Here is a 17615-nt window from a genome sequence, read left to right on the forward strand (position 1 = left end):
GATTCGTGATTTGCCCCACGCATGGCCAAGATAACAGCCTGCACAGGTGTAGCTTCTGCTTTGAATGTGTGACCGCTGGTATAGATGAAGATACAGACGGTAAACAGGATGATGCCCACCAGCACAAATATTCCGCCGAAAATGCGAACAAATGCCTTGTCTTTTTTCTTGCCCCGGACCAGTGCTTTTTCTTTGTTGTAACGCATAATTGTAAAAGGGTCGTTTAATGAAATATCAACTTCTTATATCATTAAAGGATTGCTTCCTATATGTAATTCGTAGCGGACGGGGCGAGTGTTACCCGATTTTGCGTTAATAAACATTAAACGGGAAAATTTTATTCCCGACCGTCCGCTTTTAAGGGCTTCAAACAATTACACAGATTCGTAACCGAAACGAAACATCCATTCGTTACATTCGCTCCCCAAATAACTGATAGCGGTATGAGGAACGATACAGACATACGGAAAGAGGCGTACCGGCGAATCTTAAAGCGGGAATTGTGCTGGTGGCTGGTTGCCATAGCGGGTGGATTGCTGCTTGCCGGAGTGTTCAGCGGGTCGGGAATAGTAAATCTTTTCCTGCATGGCTTCCAAGGCATCGGGAGTTGCTGGGCGGGTATAATCTGTCTGGTGGTGACAGGCTACATCGCCTATTCCCTGCTGGGCATCCTGAGGGAGAAGCGGAAGCTGATAGGGCATGGCATCCAGGCCGAAGCCGTCGTCACGGCCATCCAGAAAGAGATAGATGTCGAGGAAGGCGGAGAGGCTTTCGTGGCAGTCTATGAATTCACCCTGCCCGGCGGTCGGAAATGGCAGGTTAAGGAACAGCTCAACGGCTCGCAGGCGGGGCTGTTGGGACTGATTGAGGTGGGAAGCCGCGTGCCCGTTTTCGTGGACCGCGACCATCCGTACAAGTTCTACTTATATACGCACCTCCTTGTCCGCCAATTCTATGAGGAGAACAAGACGTTTGTCAACAGCTTGGAAAAACTAAAGAGGCAGGGCACAAACGTGGGAAACATTGGCGAAGCGATACTCAGACACCAGGAGAGGGGGCAACGGGTGTTCCGTAGCCGTCGCAGATGGAGGTGGCTTCCATCGGCTATCGTTGCTTTTGTCATGGTCTTAGTAACAGCATTCGGCTACATAATATACAACAGGTTTGAGACTTACGTGCTGGTTTCCGATCTGAACCTCCCGCCCGGTTTCAGCTACTACAATGCTTATGCCACGGAATTGCACGAATACCTCCCCGGAAATAACAGATGGAGCTATACCGACGAGGACGGATATGAAGACTGGACGTCCTCCTGGCGCTTTACCGACAAATGCAAACGTCCCATGTTTGTGGTGTGGGGCACACAGGGACTGACGCACACCAGGACAAGCAGTATGTTGATGATTCCCGAAAGCTATCGCGACAGGCTGGACAAATATATCTACGACATGAATGCAGACCTGAAGCCGAAGTTGCAGAGCCTGCTGGAAGGTTTTGCGCCACGCGCAGGAGTCTGCATCCTTTCTCCGGCGTTGGAGGACACGATGCAGATAGAGGGCGGAGGATATTGGCCGTTGCTCACCCTGGGAGGTGCGTGTGCGACAGCTGCCGCTGAAATCCGTCTGGAAGCATCGGGCGTTAATCCGGATACCTTGAGGGTAGACAAGACAACAATTTTCTACTACGCAACTATAGAAGCAGTGTCCGACAGAGACACCCTTGCCACGGATGCAGTGACACGGATAGCCGGCGGCGTGGAACGTTTCGGAGTGTTGTATGCCTCCGTCGGAATACAAGGATTCAGACTGACATCAGCACGCAGCACACCCTTCAACCAGGCCACACCCCTTGCCACGGCTTCGTTGCTGGGCAGACTGATGCGTTACAAGGACCACCTGTTCCGGGAGCACCCTGACATCTATGAAACGCAGGACTACCTGGAGCTGACGCTGAAAGACAAGAGATGGATTACCTACTACACCTTAGCCTGCGCAGAGGTAGGAGGACGGCGTGTGCTGAACGTTTTTGCTTTGGTGGGCGACCACCTCTTGGTTATCTTTATGGAAGGAGCGGATGTATCCGAAGAAACGCTGATGAAGAAAGCGGGCGAACTGATGCTGGTTGCCAAGGATAATTTGCCTTAAACACGTTTTTTTCCGTTCTCATCCCACCACACTGTCAACATCCACATAATAATTGGAAGGATTATTGCGGTCAACATAGACACGCACCTTTCTTTGGGGATCTATCTCGTAACTCTCATACCAGAAAGAACCGCTGTGAAACAGGTATATACGCCCATCGGATGCCACATAACGGCAACTCACGATGATGGGATGCCGTCCGTTCATGCTTTGGTTGTCATCTTCACGGATGCCTGTTATCTCCGCCTCCACTGTATCGCCGGTAGCAAGCAAGCGGGCTATTTTCTGCCGGTGTCTCCGCCTTACCAGAATAAAAGCCAGTCCCATACCGGCAAACACGAACGCCATGGCCATCAATAGGCCGATTATCCAATTGTTATCATCCAGATAACGCACCTCTTGGGGATTGTCATTGCGGTAATAGACTGTAATCTGCTTGCCCGGATGCATGGACGATGAAGACAGATTGAGCGTGGAAGTATAAGTCTTTCCGCCGACTGTGTATTCCACCACCGGTGTGCCCAGCGATTCGTGATTTGCCCCACGCATGGCCAGGATAACTGCCTGCACAGGTGTAGCTTCTGCTTTGAATGTGTGACCGCTGGTATAGATGAAGATACAGACGGTAAACAGGATGATGCCCACCAGCACAAATATTCCGCCGAAGATGCGGACAAATGCCTTGTCTTTTTTCTTGCCCCTGGCCAGTGCTTTTTCTTTGTTGTAACGCATAATTGTAAAAAGGTCCGTTTAATGAAATATCAACTTCTTATATCATTAAAGGATTGCTCCCTATATGTAATTCGTAGCGGACGGGGCGAGTGTTACCCGATTTTGCGTTGAAAAGGCTTAATGCGATACTTTCTAGGTCTTTCCCTATGAATTTTACCTTTTATTATAAATGTTACTGGCACGTAACACGAGTGTCACACTGTATGGCTAATTTTGCATCGTCCAAAAATATAAATATTATGGATGTTTCGGCTTTAGGACAAGATAAGGAAGAAGATGATTTCCAACTGCTTTCTGCCATTGCGGAAAACATGGATACGGCAGCATTCACACGTCTTTACGGCAAGTATGCGAAGTGGGCTTTCGGGCTATTCTATTCGCGGACGGGCAGTAAGGAGGCCGCATCCGAACTGTCACAAAACCTGTGGATGTACGTATGGGACAATGCGGGGAAAATCATCGGGAAACATGACGAAAAACGGCATACAATAAAAGGCTTGCTTTATGCCGTCATAGCCAAACGCATATTGGATTTCTACCGGATGGTGGAGAGTTGCCATAACATTGTGTCGTTGGACGACGAGGAAATATGGCGCATGGTGGTGAACATCGCGGATAACAACCCGACGGTATTCTCCAAACTGGATGTGGAAGCCATCCATGCGATTACCTATGAAGTGCTTGAAAGGTTCGGTGAACTGGACAAAAAGGTCTTCGTCAGTATGAAGAATGGATATACAGCCAAAGAGGTGGCTGACATGTACGGATTTACGGAAGCCACCGTCAGGAAAAAAGTGTGCGTGATGACAAAGGAAGTACGTCTGAAACTGTGTGAGGCCGGATATGTGTCCGCCATCCTTTCGTGCGTCATCCAGAACATGCCGCTTTGATTATCATGTCCAGTTCCGTCATTCATAAATCCCTGACCATTCCAAATTATTGAAATAGTAACTGTATTCGCAGTTTCCTTTCCACCTGCTTAAAGGCACGTACATGCTCAGTCCGCTGAAATGTTCCTGACTGATGGATAACTTGTTGATGAACTGCGGCGTGGCCGCCTTGTAAACGACGGTGCGGCGCAACTGCGCGTCGAACTCGTCCGTCCGCCCTCCCGCAACGGTGTGGACTATATCGCCCATGTCGAAAAACACGTTGGGCACGTTGTCCGTGTGGTACGCCTGCAAGACAGACGTGTCCAAAGCCTCCATGTCGTGCAACCTGCCTTGCAGGACGTTCCGGGTGGCAGTGAAAAGTCCGCCAAGTTCGGCGGCATCCACCAGCGCGATTGTGGCCGAGCGCAGTATGTCGTGCCCCATACTGTTGTAGTGGCCGTAATAGGCGACGCAGGCCTGTTCCAAGTCCTCCACGCCGCCAAACAGGTACGGAAGCACCTTCGCATAAGGGATGCCCGAAGCGTCATGGTCGGCTTCCGCAAGTACCTCGGTGGGCGAAGCTATCAGATAGTCCGCCTTGTTGCGCATTTCATACAGCCCTTCTATACACCCCATCAGGCATACATCAAACCAGATATATTCCGCCACATTATCAGGGAGGGCATCAGCCAATGCATCGATTTCCATCACGCCGGACGAGGAGGCATTCACTGGATGGTTGTCGATGCCGATGTAGCGTGTGCGCGGGAATCCGTCAACCGCATTCCCCCTCGTGCCTTGCGGCACAAGATCGGAATCGTAACCACCTGGCAGCCAACCCATCGAATGTGACCAAAGCACCAGTCCGAAACGGTCGGACGGAACAAGCTCCTTGGCCTCGCTTATCACCCGCGCCAGCGTTTCCGGACTGGCGGAGTTCTCCTCCGCATACGACTTCAGCGGGACTTCCCCGCCTTGCTGCGTGATACTGAACAGGCGCGGCGTTTCACCTTCCCTGTCCACATAGACTACCGCCGTGCCCGCACTGCGCCGTGCGCCCTGCCTAAGCTGCGAGATGGTATAGTCCACTTCAGAGTCCATCGAGTTGTCGGCGGCCATATACACCAGCGTGGTATAGGACACAGGGTCGGGCGGTACGATTATTTCCTCGTCCTCCGAACAGGATGCCAGCGGCAAAAGAAGGCTGCAGCCCAAAGCCGCACGGAAAAACTTGCGCTTGTTCATATTCCTTTTTCAGTTTAATTTGTCAAAGGTAACGGTTTAATATGACAACAGGGTTACAATGGCGAGAAAAAAGCAGACGACAGGTCCGGTATATCACCGTCCTTGCCGTCCTCCCGTCACATTTTCACGCCCCGGTATTCCTTATGCTCGGGAATACCCGGCCTACCTATTATAATATGGTCACGCATAAAGTCATTGGCGGCAATCTCCGGCTTCGGCACGTTCTCCGATTTTGGTAAAGCCTGACCGCCGCCTGGTTCCTGCCCCTGACTTGGCGTTTCCTCATGCTTGGGGGCCAGTTCCAGCTGTATCTTGCGGTCGAGGGCGGCAAGGTCGGACTTCAACTGCTTCAGTTCATCCTCTTTTTTCCATGTCTTGCTCGCTATCTCCCGTAACTGCGGTATCTCGCGTTCCAGCACTTCGTTCTTTTCCTCGTACTGCCTGATGATGGCGGGGATGCGCTCCAACGCATTGAGGAAGTTCACGGCGGCGGCATGGGTGTCCGCCATCGCCAGATGACCGTTGTTGTAGCTGTACTTGTAATTTCCCTCCACGAAGAAACGGTTGTCGGTGAACTCCAGCCCCTCGCTGAGTGTCCGCTCGCTCACCACCTTCACGGGGAAGCCGTACAGCTCGCCGATGCGTTGGGGCACTCCGCCTGTCGTGGCGTTCTTTGCTATCTCCTGCAACCGCTTGCCGATGGCCTTCTCGTCGGTGGTGTCCAGCCCGTCAATCCGTATCGGATTGAGCCGGTTGCCGTCCCTGTCGGTTTTGGCGACTGCGGTGAACTTTTCCCAGTCCTCCGTCATGGCGGCGATGACAGCCCGGTTGTTCTTCAGCGTCGAAGTCTTGCTCTCCAGTTTCAGTTCCGAGTCGCGCTTGCCCCTATGGAATGACTTGCGCTCACCTTCCAGCGAGGCTATCTTCTTTTCGAGCTTTGCCTTGTCCAGCAGGTCCGTGTTGCCGGACAGTATCGCCATATATTCCGAGAAATTCATGCCCGACTTTTCGTCCATCGCCCCCTCGTCGATGGTTCGTGCGCCCATCGCGCCGCTTTTCAGCTGCGAGATGAATGTCTGCTTGCAATGCAGCAGGTTGAACTTGTACGAGTCCAGCGACTTCTCCACGGCGTAGATGATGACGTCCACCTTGTCCGCCGCATAGAGCTTGGCAATCTCGTTGCCTTTCCTGACCGCCCGGCCGTCACGCTGTTGCAGGTCGGATGGGCGCCAGGGACAATCTAAATGATGGATGGCGACAGCCCGGCGTTGGGCGTTCACGCCCGTGCCGAGCATACTCGTCGAACCGAATAGCACACGCACCTGCCCGTTGTTCATCGCCTCAATGACCGCCTTGCGTGCCTTTTCGTTCTTGCACTCCTGAATGAAGCGGATTTCGCTTGCCGGTATGCCGTAGTCCTCCACCAGCTTGCGCTTGATTTCGGTATAGACGCTCCAGCCGCCACCGGGCTGGTACGTGCCCAAATCCGAAAAGACGAACTGCGTCCCCTTATGCGCGTCATACCTGCGGTAATACTCCGCTATCATCTTGGCGCAATGGCTCGCCTTGTTGTCTGGGTGGTCCTCATACGCTGGGTCTATCATGCGCATGTCCAGTGCCATCTTCCTTGCATAGTCCGTAGCGATGAGCATCTTCGCTTTTTCCTCCGTTTCCGACAGCGGCGGTCTGCCTAATATCGTCGCGTCGCCCGACTTGGCGAACTGCATCAGCTTTTCGATGAACACCTCCTGGTCGGGCGTGGGCGGTATGTGGTGCAGTATCTCGTTCTTCTTCGGGCGGTCCACGCCCACGTCCTCCGCCGTGCGGTAATCGGTTATCTCGTTGTAGAACGCCGCCAGCTCCGGCACCTTGATGAAGTAACGGAAACGCTCTTTCTGCACGATGCTGTTCGTCACGTTGAACTCGAAGTCGGTCGTCTTCTTGGCGAATATCGCCGCCCATGCGTCGAAGCAACGGATGTCCTGTTTTTCCAGTGCCTTCGGGCGCAGGTACTTGAACAGCAGGTACAGTTCCGTCAGCGAGTTGCTGATGGTCGTGCCGGAGAGGAACGTCGCCCCCAAATCCCTGCCCGTCCGCTCCTGTATGGTGCGGATGGCGAACAGCAGGTTCAGCGCCTTTTGGCTTCCTTCGGGATTGCCCAGACCCGCCACACGGTCGTGACGGGTGGTGAACGGGGCATTCTTGAACTGGTGTGACTCATCTATGAACAGGTGGTCGATGCCCATCTGCTTGAAGTCCGCTACATCGTCCGTCCTTGATTTTATCGCATATTCCACCTTTTCCAGCTTGGCTTGCAGGTTAAACTTGCGTTTCTCCAATCCTTTCAGCATCGCCCGTGACACGTCCTTGCCCTGCTGCCGCAGCACTTCGAGGTTTTCCTCCACCGTGTCCAGCTCCTCCTGCAGGATGCGCTGCTGCAACTCCGGCGACTGAGGTATCTTCCCGAACTGGTCGTGCGACATGATGACGCAATCCCAGTCGTTGTTGCGGATGTCGTTGAAAAAGCGCACGCGGTTGGCGGCTGCAAAGTCCTTCTCCGAGGCGTAGAGGATGCGGGCGTTGGGATAAGCCTTGCGGTAGGTCTCGGCAATCTCGCGCACGTTGGCCTTCAGCCCGATAATCATCGGCTTGTGTACCAGTCCCAGACGCTTCATTTCATGTGCTGAAACGCACATTATCAGCGTCTTGCCGGTCCCCACCTCATGGTCCGCGATGCCACCACCGTTCTGTTTCAGCATCCAGATGCAGTCCTTCTGCGAGGGGTACAAGTCCATTATGCCCAAGCCTTTCAGATCCAGGTCCGGGAACTTCTGGTGCGAACCGTCGTACTTCGGGCGCACGAAACAGTTGAACTTGTCGTTGTACAGGTCGGTCAGGCGTTTCTTGAACTCCGGCGACTGTTCCTCCAACCACTCGGTGAAGCCGTTTCGTATCTCGTCAATCTTCGCGTTGGCAAGCTGTATGCCCTCGCTGTCGCGCACCTTGATGTCGTTCCCGTTCTCGTCCTTGCCGATGCTTTTCATCATGTCGGGGCAGGTGTTGTGCAGGGCGTGTTTCAGCAGGTTCATGCCGTCGTAGTTTCGGTAATAGCCTTTCACCAGGAACTCGTCCGTGATTTTCATCGTCTTGTAGGCGCATTTCACCGAATACTCGTCGAGGCTTTCCGAGTAGGTTATCCGTACCTCCGTATCGAACAGGCGGCTCATGTAGGCGGCATACACGCCCGTGGGTATCCAACGCTCCCCGAAGTTGAAGTCCAGGTCCTCGAAAGGGATTTGTTCGGGCACGGCATTTTTCAAAGCTTCAAGCGACTCCTGTGCCTGTGGTATCATCCCGTGGCCCTCATGTCCCTTTATCCATTCCTTCACGTCAGCTACTTTCTGCACCACGTTCCCGGCGATGAAGCGGTCTGCAATCTCGTAGCCGTCCGCCAGCGGGTTGTAGAACACTTTGCCTTTCAGGGCATCGAGCATCTCCGCCTGCGGCAGGTCGCAGAGTGATTCCATGTAGGGCAGGTTCACGCCGCCGTAGAGGTTGAGCGAGGCGGACAGGGCTTCTTCGGGTGACTCCACTTCGACAAGCGTTTCCTGCGAAAAGGAAACGGGATGGTCGAAGATGTCCGCCTTGACGAATTGCCCGTCCTCGCCGCGCTCCAGCGAGAGCATGTTGCGCCCCGAAGCGTCCATCAGGATGAGCTTGGCGTTGTGCTTGGCGTTCAGGTTGCCGTAGCGCATGACGAACTCGTCGTAGTAAGTGTTCAGGTTGCGACGCAGCAGGGCGTTCTCCTCGTGGTTCTCCGCTTCGTAAGCGTAAAGCCGCTCGTAGGTGTTGCGCAGGTCGATATAAAGTTGCGCTTTCTGCGCTTGCATCCCGTCCATGTCGAGCGGCTGGAAGGTCGCCCCGTACCGGGTGACATCCTTCAGCACCCCGATTTGGAAGCGGACTCCGCCCGTATGTTCCCAGACGAGCGAGCCGTCTTTCAGGTGCGGCTCCATGATGCCCTTGAAGGGGCGTGGTTTCATGGCTTCCTCCTTCCGGTGCTGCCGTTCCTCCGGTGTCAGGGCGGCTTCCTCCTCGTGCATCTCCCTTTCCACACGCTCAATCTGTTTTTTCGCCCGCACCTCGTATGCGTTCTCTATCGGATAGACAGTTTGTACCTTTTCCACTTGCTTGGCGGTATTGGCATCCATTTTCTCCTTTCCCATACGGCGCAGTTCCGCCCGTCGTTCCGGCGTGAGTGACATCATCATCTCGTAGAAGCCGTTGATGGGCGGGTTGGTTTCCCAGTCCAGACTGCGGTAAACGGCATCCTCCGGGTCATCGTCTATGGCAGGCTTCTCTACGGGCGGTTCGGGCTTGGGATGTTCAGCCTCTTTCGGCTTCACCTCTATCTGTTCCAGTTCCGACGGGGAAAACAGCGACTGTTCCTGCTGCTTCTTGCGTTTGGGCTTGCCGCCTTTCTTCCTCTCCGGTTTCAACCCGCGTTCCGCCATCCGCCGCTCTTCCTGCGTGTAGCCAAACAGGTCGTACAGGTCCATAACCGGGGCTTCGGAACGTTTGGCTTCCATCCCCTGCGCCACGGCTTGCACCGGATTTTCTTCTCTTTTCACTTCCGGCTGCATGGGCTGTACCTGCACTTGTGACTGCGTAACTTCCACTTGTGGTTGCACGACTATCGCCTTCCGGGTTTCCTGCCTTTCACCTTTGATGCCGTTGTAGCGTTCCAAGTCCAGCCGTGCCGACAAATCCGCCGACAGCATCCGGTACAAGTCCGTGGCGATACCCTCCACGCCGCCGCTGTGCGTATAGACCATGGCAGGTTTGCCGTAAGGGTCGGTATCCCTTTTCGCGTCGGTATGGATGATACGGTCGGGGTGTGTTTTATAGTAATTGTTGATTTCCAGTCCGTTTTCCCCGTCCGATAGGCCAGCAATGAAGTGGGCTTCGTCCATTGTTCCCCCGGTCTTGCCTTCGTGCTTTTGCAGGATAATCAGGTCGCTGCCCACTTCCGTGTTTGCGTTGTCCGTGAACAGGTTGCTTGGCAGACGGATGGCGGAAAGCAGGTCGGCATTCACCATCATTTCCCCACGTACCGCCATGTTCCGGCTGTCCATGACACCCTGCGAGGTGATGAACGTCACGATGCCGCCGTCCTTCACCGCGTCCAGCGCTTTCAGGAAGAAATAATTGTGGATGGTCTTTGACGCTATTCCGCGTATTTTGTCTTTCCCGTCCGCAAATGTTGGGTCGAACACCGCTATGTCCCCGAAAGGGATGTTGGATATGACAAGGTCAAACCGGTTTAGGAACGGCTTTTCTATCTTCTCGAAGCCTTCCGTGCGTATCTTCTGCTGCGGGTACAGGTGTCCCAGCATCTTGCCCGTCAGCAGGTCTTTCTCGAAAGCCATCACGTCCGCCTGCGGGTTGTCTGAAAGTACCGAGCCGATGAACGCGCCCATGCCAGCCGAAGGCTCCAGCACGAGCTTCGGGCGTACCTTCCTGTCGTGCAGCACGTCCGCGATGGTATCCGTGACGGCCTGCGGCGTGTAGAACGCCGTCAGCACCGAGGCTTTCAGCGAGTCCACATACCGCTTGTACTCCGTTTCATCCCGGCTGTTCTCTCGGATGATGCGGTGCAGCTCCACTGTCGGGGCGAACAGTTCGAGGTCGGACTTCGCCCAATGCACGGCGTCGGACAGTTCCCTTGCCGGGTTCAGGATGCACTTCAGGCCCCCGAAGCCGCAGTAACGCTCCAGCAGCGTACGTTCCCTTTCCGTCGGGATGCGCCGTTCCCGGTCAAGCGTGAACGCCGTGCGTACCGCCTCGATGTTGTCGCGCAGCTTCTGTTTCCTATTGAACACCATGGCCACCCTCCAGATAAAGCACGACGGTTCCCACCAGCTCCGTGTAGAGCAGGTCATGGGCAGGCGACAGGGCGAAGGTGTCGTCCGACGTGTCGTAACCGGCGAACAGTTTTTTCAGATGGGGGTACAGGTCGCGGCAGAACGCCTCGCGTCCGGATTCCGGCACCTCGTCGGCAAACTCCCTCTCCACGACCTCTGTCAGCAGGGCGTAGGGCGAGAAGTGCAGCCCGCGCAGCAGGACGCGCATGGCTTCCTCGTGAGCGTGTTCCACTGTGCCGCCCGCCAGCCTTTCCTTTTCAAAGGTTACTGTGGCGGCTTCCTCCTTTTCTGTGATAAGGTCCGTGTCGGATGCTTTGTCGGGATGGTATTTTCTCAGGTAGTCCAGCAGGTACAGCCCGTAGTAGGACAGCTCCGCCGGAAGGGTTTTCTTGTTCTGTTTCATTTTCTGATGGATTTAGTGGATTATTGATAATGGAGTTGGGAAGGAAGGAAAAAAGGCACCCGGTATCCCTCCGAGTGCCGCCACTAAATCCACCGTAAAACAATGCTTCAACGTATTGAAACAGATTATGAACAGTGAATCAGTGGCAAAGGTAGTCATTATTTTCTTCCTCCTTTTATGTTAGTGGATTTTCTTGTCGATTTATTTTCAGGGAAGATGAATTTCGTGTTGAAATCCGTATCGAAAGCAACTGCTGCGCTGAACGGCTTGCCCTGTTTGCTCTTGAAGCCGCTGAGGACGCCCGTCTTTCCATTGGCCAGCAAATCATTCATTTCCGCATCAGTGAGCGTCCTGCCCGCTATCTGGCGGAACACCGGCAGGGCGCAGTCCGGATTGTCGCAACGTACCACCTTGCCGTAGAACTGCATCGTGCCCGTGCCGCACTTGGGGCAGGTGCAGCCCGACGCCTTGTGCCCGAAGATTTTATCGCAGGCAAGCAGTTCCGTGGTAATTTTCCGGGTATAGCTTTCGATGTCGCGCAGGAAAGCCTCGTGCGGCGTTTCTCCTTTCTCGATTTTTGCCAATTCCGCCTCCCAGCGTCCCGTCATCTCCACGTCGGCGATGTCCATGCCTTTCACGATGGAATACAAGGCGAGCCCTTTCTCCGTCGGCACGAGCGACTTCTTCACGCGCGCCATGTACTCCCTTTTGAGCAGGGTCTCGATGATGGCGGCGCGGGTGGCGGGCGTGCCGATGCCGCAGTCCTTCAACGCCTGGCGCACTTCCTCGTCCTCCATACCCTCGCGTCCGGCGGTCTCCATCGCCGCCAGCAGGGTGCTTTCCGTGTGGAGCGGTTTCGGACGGGTCATGCCCGAACTCATCGAGCAGCCGTTGATTGCCAGCGTGTCGCCCTCGTTCCAGTCGGGCAGTACGGTGTCTTCCTTATCGTCATCATAGACCGAACGCCAGCCCGCCTTGCGTACGATGCAGCCTTTCGTTTCAAACTCCACGCCTTCGCATTCCGCCCGGACGGTGGTCGTGTCCTTGACACACTCCGGGGAGAACGTCTCAATCATGCGCCCCACAATCATGTCGTAGATAAGCTGCTCGTTCTTGTAGAGCGCCAGCGGACGGTTGGGCGTCACCAGCAATGCGTGGTGGTCGGTCACTTTCGAGGCGTCCACGCTGCGGCGGTTCAGTCCGTCCATGCTTTTGATTTTATCGGCAAACAATGAATGGGCAGATAATCTTTCAAATAACAAGGGTACTTCGGCAAACACGTCCTCCGGAATGTAGCGGCTCGATGTTCTCGGATAGGTGACGAGCTTCGCCTCGTAGAGCTTCTGCACGAGGTCGAGCGTCTGTTCCGCCGTGAAGCCGTGCTTCGTGTTCGCTTCCTTCTGGAGCGTGGTCAGGTCGTACAGCAGCGGAGGGTTCTCCACCTTCTCCTTCTTTTCGACTTTCACGATGGTGGCGCACATCTGTTCCTTTACCTTATTATATAATGTGGCTGCCTCTTCCTTGTCTTTCCATTTTTCCACCGAGGCGAACTTTACCACTTCGCTTGCGCTTACCGACGGCGTGGTGAAATGAAGCTGGTGTACCGGTTCGGGCGTGAAACGCCTGTTCTCCCAATAACGCTTGCAGACCATCGCCAGCGTGGGCGTCTGCACTCGTCCGACGGAATACGTGCCACGCCCGGCGGCTACAGACAATGCCTGCGTGCCGTTGATGCCCACCAGCCAGTCGGCTTCGCTGCGGGCTTTGGCGGCAAGGTAGAGGCTGTCGTACTCGTGCCCGTCCTTCAGCTCTTTCAGTCCCTTGCGGATGGCGGCGTCGGTCAGCGAGCTTATCCACAGCCTTTGGAACGGCAGGGTGCAGCCTATGTAGGCATACAGGTAACGGAAGATAAGCTCCCCTTCACGGGCACAGTCGGTCGCCACGATGATGCCTTCACTTTCGTTCCATAATTTTGTTATCACCTTGATTTGCTTCACCGCCGCCGCGTCCGCCTTGCAGCCCTTGTCCGTCTTCACCTGACGGGGGATTAGCTCGAACTTTTCGGGTATGACGGGCAGGCTGTCGCGCCGAAAACCCTTGACACCGTACCCGTCGGGCATTGCAAGCTGCACCAGATGTCCCAGCGCCCATGTCACGTGGTAGCCGTTCCCGGTGAAATACCCTTCTTCTCTTCTCATTGCGCCGACAATCCGTGCTATCTCACGGGCGACGCTCGGTTTTTCTGCCAATATGGTAATCATGTCTTTCTCTGTTTAATTTGTTGATACTTTTGTTTTTGTTTGGGTGGAAACGGGGCACGGCCTTGTTTGTGGGATATGCGCACAAGGCGGTGTATGCTCCCCGTTTCACCCGTCAATCATTTTTGGATGGATTTAGTGGCGGCAATCAGGATACCTTCATGCCTTTGGATTTTCTGGTCTGCTGTTTCTGCTGCGTTTCGTCCTTCGGGGCGGTCTGTCCCTGCTGCAAAGGCTCCTTCACATGCTTCGTGGCTTCGTTGGTCTTGCCCTCGTTGTTCACGGCGAGCTGCGTGCGGCTCTCGTTGGACGGGGCGACGGTCTGCGCAAGGTCCGGGTTCTGCGAGTAGGTCAACGGACGCCCTTTCTCGAAACTGAACTTCAGGTATTTCGTGCAGGGCTGTCCCTGGTCGTCCTTCGCGTTGGCGAGCACCACTGTTTTGCCCTCCACGTAGTCCGCCTTCTGTTGGTCGGTGAACGTGTCGTCCTTCCACTTGCTTATCGGGCGGATGCTGCCGTCCTCGTTCGTCCACGAGCGGTTGCGGCGTTGCCCCTCTCCGTTGTTCTCCTGCTTCTGCCCTTGTGCGTCGGGATTGTCCTGCGATTTTCCCTGACGCTGCGCCTGTTGTTGCCGTTGCTGTCCCGGCACGAACTCCACGTCGCGCTTGTCGGCGTTCACCTGAAGCATTGCCTCGAACTTGCGCCCGTTCTTGAGCGTCACCTCCTTGGGCAAGGCAAGTCCGGCGCGGAGGATGTCCTGTTCCGCTTTCGACAGGGGTGTCTGCCCGATTTTATTGGGGATGCGCACCTTGTCGGCAGGGATGTCCACGACTTCATTCGTCAGGCGGTCGATGCTGATGTAGTGGGGCTTGATTTCCCCCGTCTTCTCGTTGGCGAAGTTGATGAGCTTGCCGAGGTTGCCCGTGCGTTTCAACGCTTTCTTGTCCTCATCGGTGAAGGTGTAGCCCCTGTGGGGGATGTCAAGGCGCGGTTCGTTACGGATGAAATGGGGTGTCAGTTTCAGCGTGCCGTCCTCCGCCTTCTTGAACGAGAGTCGGGCTTGCAGTTCGTAACTGTCCCCTCCGAAAGTCGGCTTCACCGTCACCAGCCCTGTCTTGCCGTAGTTCATCAGGGCTTTCAGGTCCTTTTCCGACAGTTGCTCCCTGTCGATGCCGCACTTGCGCAGTTCGGCCCAGTCCACCTGGTCGTCCGCTATCAGGTTCGGCTTCTCCTGCTTCTGCTGTGCCTCAGTTTCTTGTGGCTGCTGCACTTCCTGTTTCTGTTCTTCTTTTTTCTGTTCTTCTTTTTTCTGTTCCATTTCTTCTGTCTTTTTAATGGGTTCGTTGTTTTCTTGTTTTACATTTTCCGTTGCCTCCTGCTGGTATTTGGAGGTGTCCACCTTGTGCGGGGCAAGCATTTCCGCGTTTGCCGCAGGGTCTTTCAGCAAATCCTTGATGACCGGCAGCACCGCATCCGCCATGTCCGCCGCCACCCGGTAGAAGCCGAAGCGTGTCGGCTCCTTGCACTGGCGGTAGAAGTTCCTGAAGAAGTTGTCCACCATGTCCCCGTGGCGGTCGAAGCGCAGGAAGTCCTGCGAGTGTTCCGCCTTTGCCGGAGCCGTCTTCGGATAGCCCTTGCTGTCCAGCCCGGCTACTACGCTGATTTCGCCCGTCTTCTCGTCGCGGACGACCAGCACGTCCTTCTCGTTTTTCTTTTTCTGTTCCATTTCAGTTTAATTTTTACGGTTCGTTTTTTTGTCGTTTGATTTTCTTTTGGTATTGTCCGCCTTATCCTGAGCCCTGTCACGGAGTATTTCCCGCATGTGGGTGCTGATGAACAGTTCCACGTCCGCCCTGCGGTAATAGGTCTTGTGGCGGTGCATCCGGTAGGGCAGCAGCCCGTCGCTGCGGTAGCGTTGCAGGGTGCGCTTGCTCACGTGGAGCAGCATGCACACGTCTTGGTTGTCCATCGTGTCCTCTTCCAACAAGGCGGTGCCCTGCGGCTTTTCATTCACGTCACCGCGCATGGCGGAGAGCATCTCCTCCTGACGGTCGAGGCGGCTGAACACCTGCCTCATGCAGTCCTCGAAAGTGCGTCTGTCTAAAAACTCCATAGCCGTTCCTCCTTTCATTTCCTGCCCGCCTTTCCGCCCGTGCGGAGCCGGTAGTTGTGTTTCAGTTCCTCCGGTTTCTCCGGTGAAGTCTTGACCGCATTCTCCCGGATGATGCGTTCCACTTCTTCCGGAGGGTAACGGCAGTCGCCCCGGATGATGACATACCCGATGCGCTTCTCGTCGCGCAGCCGTTGCAGCGTGCGGCGGCTGACACAGAGCAGGCGCATCACTTCGCGGCTGTCCAGAAGGCAGGCGGTATCGTTCCGCTGTCCCTCCATGCCTTGCCTCCTCACATGGGAGGCGATTTCCTCGATGCGCCCTACGATGTCCTTGTAGGCGGCGCTTTCCATCGTGATGATTTCCATTTCTCAATCAGTTTTAATCGTTAGTGAATCAATTTGTCGGGAGCAAAATTCGGCCATTTTCAAAGGGCGGGCACGGTACTTACCCGTAACTTACGTGAGATTTTTATGGATTTTCCGCCTTACGGGGACTTCAACGGGCATTTTAATCATGGAAAACCGCCTGACCGACACTCCGGGCCGCCTGTTCCCGTCGTGTCCTGATGTGGCACAATAAAAAGTGCCACAAGCTGCCACCGCTTCCTTGTCCGGCCGGTTCCGGCTCACGGCTGTGTAACTTTGCGGCAAACCGATAAAATTTTGGAAAAATGGAAATAGTAATCATTGAGAAGACCGCCTTCGAGATGCTCCTTGCCGGGGTGAAGGCGTTGGAGGACAGGGTGAGGACGCTTGCCGAAAAGGGCGGCGACCGGCGCCTTGCCGAATGGATGGACACGGAGGACGTGTGCCGTATGTTGTGTATAACCCCGAAGACCTTGCAGGCCATGCGTGACAGGCACGACATCGCGTATTCGACAATCGGGCGCAAGTTCTATTACAGGCCGGAGGACGTGGAACGGCTCCTGCCGGATTCCGTAGCGGAAAAAACCGTCCGTCAGACACTTGAACCAAGCCACTAAATCCTACGTAAGATGAACGACAACGTATTGACAATGGACAGCGGGGCACTGGCGGATGCCATGCAGTCCGTAAGGAGAAGCCTGAAAATGGCGGACAGGCTTGCCGGAAGTTACATCCCGCCGATGGGCGGCGAGCGTTACCTCACCGACAGGGACCTGGCAGAAAGGCTGCACGTGAGCAGGCGCACCTTGCAGCAGTACCGCCACGAGGGGATATTGCCCTATTTCCTGTTCGGCGGCAAGACGCTCTACCGCGAGAGCGATGTACAGAAGGTGCTGGAGCGTAACTACCGCAAGGCGTACTGACGTATGCGGCAAGTAAAAATCGGGAGACGGACAACTCAATAATAGTTGCCGCCTCCCGATATTCATTTCAGGCCGTGTCTGTGCCGTTCAGCAATACGTACCGTGCGGATAGTGCAGGAACATGACTGTAGGCTCTTTCCCGGAACGTGCCGCCGTCCGGGCAATCCACTTGCGGAACAGGGCCGCCTGCCCCGTGTCGAACCGGAACGACAAGGCGATGACCGTTTCCATGCCGTACACTTCCGTGTAGTACTTTTCGCCCGGACGTATCCGGCGGCATGACTCTCCGCCCATAATCCCGTCCTTTCCCAGTCTCCGTATGGCGGCTTCCACCGACACGCCGCGCACGTAGAACAGGTTTGCCAGTTCCCCGATTGTCATCCACACCTCGGCGTCGGGCATGACTACCGTCCTGTTCTCTATTGTTATGACACCTCTTGTTTCCATGTTTCTTTTCGTTTTCGGGTTCAACTTCTAAATGGCTTGGCAGATGAACTGTTCCATCGGGGCGAGTTTTTGGGAGAGCAGTTCCATGTCCCGGCTCATCTTCTCAGCCGTGATTTGTAGGCTCGGCTGTCGGCGCCATGCCACCTTACGGTGGTAGGTTTCCGACAGCCTGCCTCCGAACCGTACGTA

General features: G+C 55.1%; 14 protein-coding genes. 4 read left to right on the top strand and 10 right to left on the bottom strand.

Translation table 11 applies throughout. The features are described from left to right. On the bottom strand, window positions 1-206 hold a 206-nt coding region (locus OCV81_RS01555; protein ID WP_262639922.1), incomplete at its 3' end, for a hypothetical protein. 237 nt (window positions 207-443) lie between these two features. Here OCV81_RS01555 and OCV81_RS01560 point away from each other — a divergent pair. Beyond that, the gene (locus OCV81_RS01560) at window positions 444-2144 is read left to right on the top strand and encodes a DUF3592 domain-containing protein (protein ID WP_148327879.1); all 1701 of its coding nucleotides are present in this window, start codon (window positions 444-446) and stop codon (window positions 2142-2144) included. A gap of 18 nt (window positions 2145-2162) precedes the next feature. On the opposite strand, the gene OCV81_RS01565 is transcribed toward OCV81_RS01560, so the two are convergent. After that, window positions 2163-2876 carry a DUF3592 domain-containing protein gene (locus tag OCV81_RS01565; protein ID WP_148327881.1) on the bottom strand — a complete coding sequence of 238 codons (714 nt, stop codon included), beginning with the start codon at window positions 2874-2876 and terminating at the stop codon, window positions 2163-2165. A 239-nt stretch (window positions 2877-3115) separates the two neighbouring features. Here OCV81_RS01565 and OCV81_RS01570 point away from each other — a divergent pair, with 239 nt between their 5' ends. After that, a complete protein-coding gene (locus tag OCV81_RS01570) occupies window positions 3116-3766 on the top strand; it encodes an RNA polymerase sigma factor (RefSeq protein WP_148327883.1) in 651 nt (216 codons plus the stop codon). A gap of 18 nt (window positions 3767-3784) precedes the next feature. Here OCV81_RS01570 and OCV81_RS01575 read toward each other — a convergent pair whose 3' ends face one another. The 7 genes from OCV81_RS01575 to OCV81_RS01605 form a co-directional block, all read right to left on the bottom strand. Continuing rightward, window positions 3785-4993 (bottom strand): clostripain-related cysteine peptidase, encoded by a 1209-nt coding sequence (locus OCV81_RS01575; RefSeq protein WP_148327885.1) that lies wholly within the window; start codon window positions 4991-4993, stop codon window positions 3785-3787. Between the two features lie 116 nt (window positions 4994-5109). Further along, window positions 5110-10878 carry an N-6 DNA methylase gene (locus OCV81_RS01580; RefSeq protein WP_148327887.1) on the bottom strand — a complete coding sequence of 1923 codons (5769 nt, stop codon included), beginning with the start codon at window positions 10876-10878 and terminating at the stop codon, window positions 5110-5112. Continuing rightward, a complete protein-coding gene (locus tag OCV81_RS01585) occupies window positions 10865-11320 on the bottom strand; it encodes a DUF1896 family protein (RefSeq protein WP_148327888.1) in 456 nt (151 codons plus the stop codon). Before OCV81_RS01585 ends, OCV81_RS01580 begins: the two co-directional genes overlap by 14 nt. Before the next feature lie 158 nt (window positions 11321-11478). Next, window positions 11479-13581: a type IA DNA topoisomerase gene (locus tag OCV81_RS01590; RefSeq protein ID WP_148327890.1), complete on the bottom strand. Its 2103-nt coding sequence runs from the start codon at window positions 13579-13581 to the stop codon at window positions 11479-11481. 145 nt (window positions 13582-13726) lie between these two features. Then, window positions 13727-15304: a DUF4099 domain-containing protein gene (locus tag OCV81_RS01595; RefSeq protein WP_148327892.1), complete on the bottom strand. Its 1578-nt coding sequence runs from the start codon at window positions 15302-15304 to the stop codon at window positions 13727-13729. A 6-nt stretch (window positions 15305-15310) separates the two neighbouring features. Beyond that, entirely contained in the window at window positions 15311-15691 is a 381-nt protein-coding gene (locus tag OCV81_RS01600) for a helix-turn-helix domain-containing protein (protein ID WP_087248047.1), read from the bottom strand. A 14-nt stretch (window positions 15692-15705) separates the two neighbouring features. Then, window positions 15706-16056: a helix-turn-helix domain-containing protein gene (locus OCV81_RS01605; RefSeq protein WP_087405767.1), complete on the bottom strand. Its 351-nt coding sequence runs from the start codon at window positions 16054-16056 to the stop codon at window positions 15706-15708. Window positions 16057-16361: 305 nt separating this feature from the next. On the opposite strand from OCV81_RS01605, the gene OCV81_RS01610 reads away from it, so the two are divergent. Together OCV81_RS01610 and OCV81_RS01615 are read left to right on the top strand one after the other, a co-directional pair. Further along, the gene (locus OCV81_RS01610) at window positions 16362-16673 is read left to right on the top strand and encodes a helix-turn-helix domain-containing protein (protein ID WP_148327894.1); all 312 of its coding nucleotides are present in this window, start codon (window positions 16362-16364) and stop codon (window positions 16671-16673) included. 12 nt (window positions 16674-16685) lie between these two features. Further along, window positions 16686-16979, top strand: a complete 294-nt coding sequence (locus tag OCV81_RS01615) for a helix-turn-helix domain-containing protein (protein ID WP_055220707.1) — start codon at window positions 16686-16688, stop codon at window positions 16977-16979. An 87-nt stretch (window positions 16980-17066) separates the two neighbouring features. Here OCV81_RS01615 and OCV81_RS01620 read toward each other — a convergent pair whose 3' ends face one another. Then, complete coding sequence (locus OCV81_RS01620; protein ID WP_148327896.1) at window positions 17067-17426, bottom strand: hypothetical protein; 360 nt, start codon at window positions 17424-17426, stop codon at window positions 17067-17069. Between the last annotated feature and the right edge of the window lie 189 nt (window positions 17427-17615).

It is taken from the genome of Phocaeicola fibrisolvens (assembly GCF_025567125.1).
GTDB classification, from domain to species: Bacteria; Bacteroidota; Bacteroidia; order Bacteroidales; family Bacteroidaceae; genus Phocaeicola; species Phocaeicola fibrisolvens.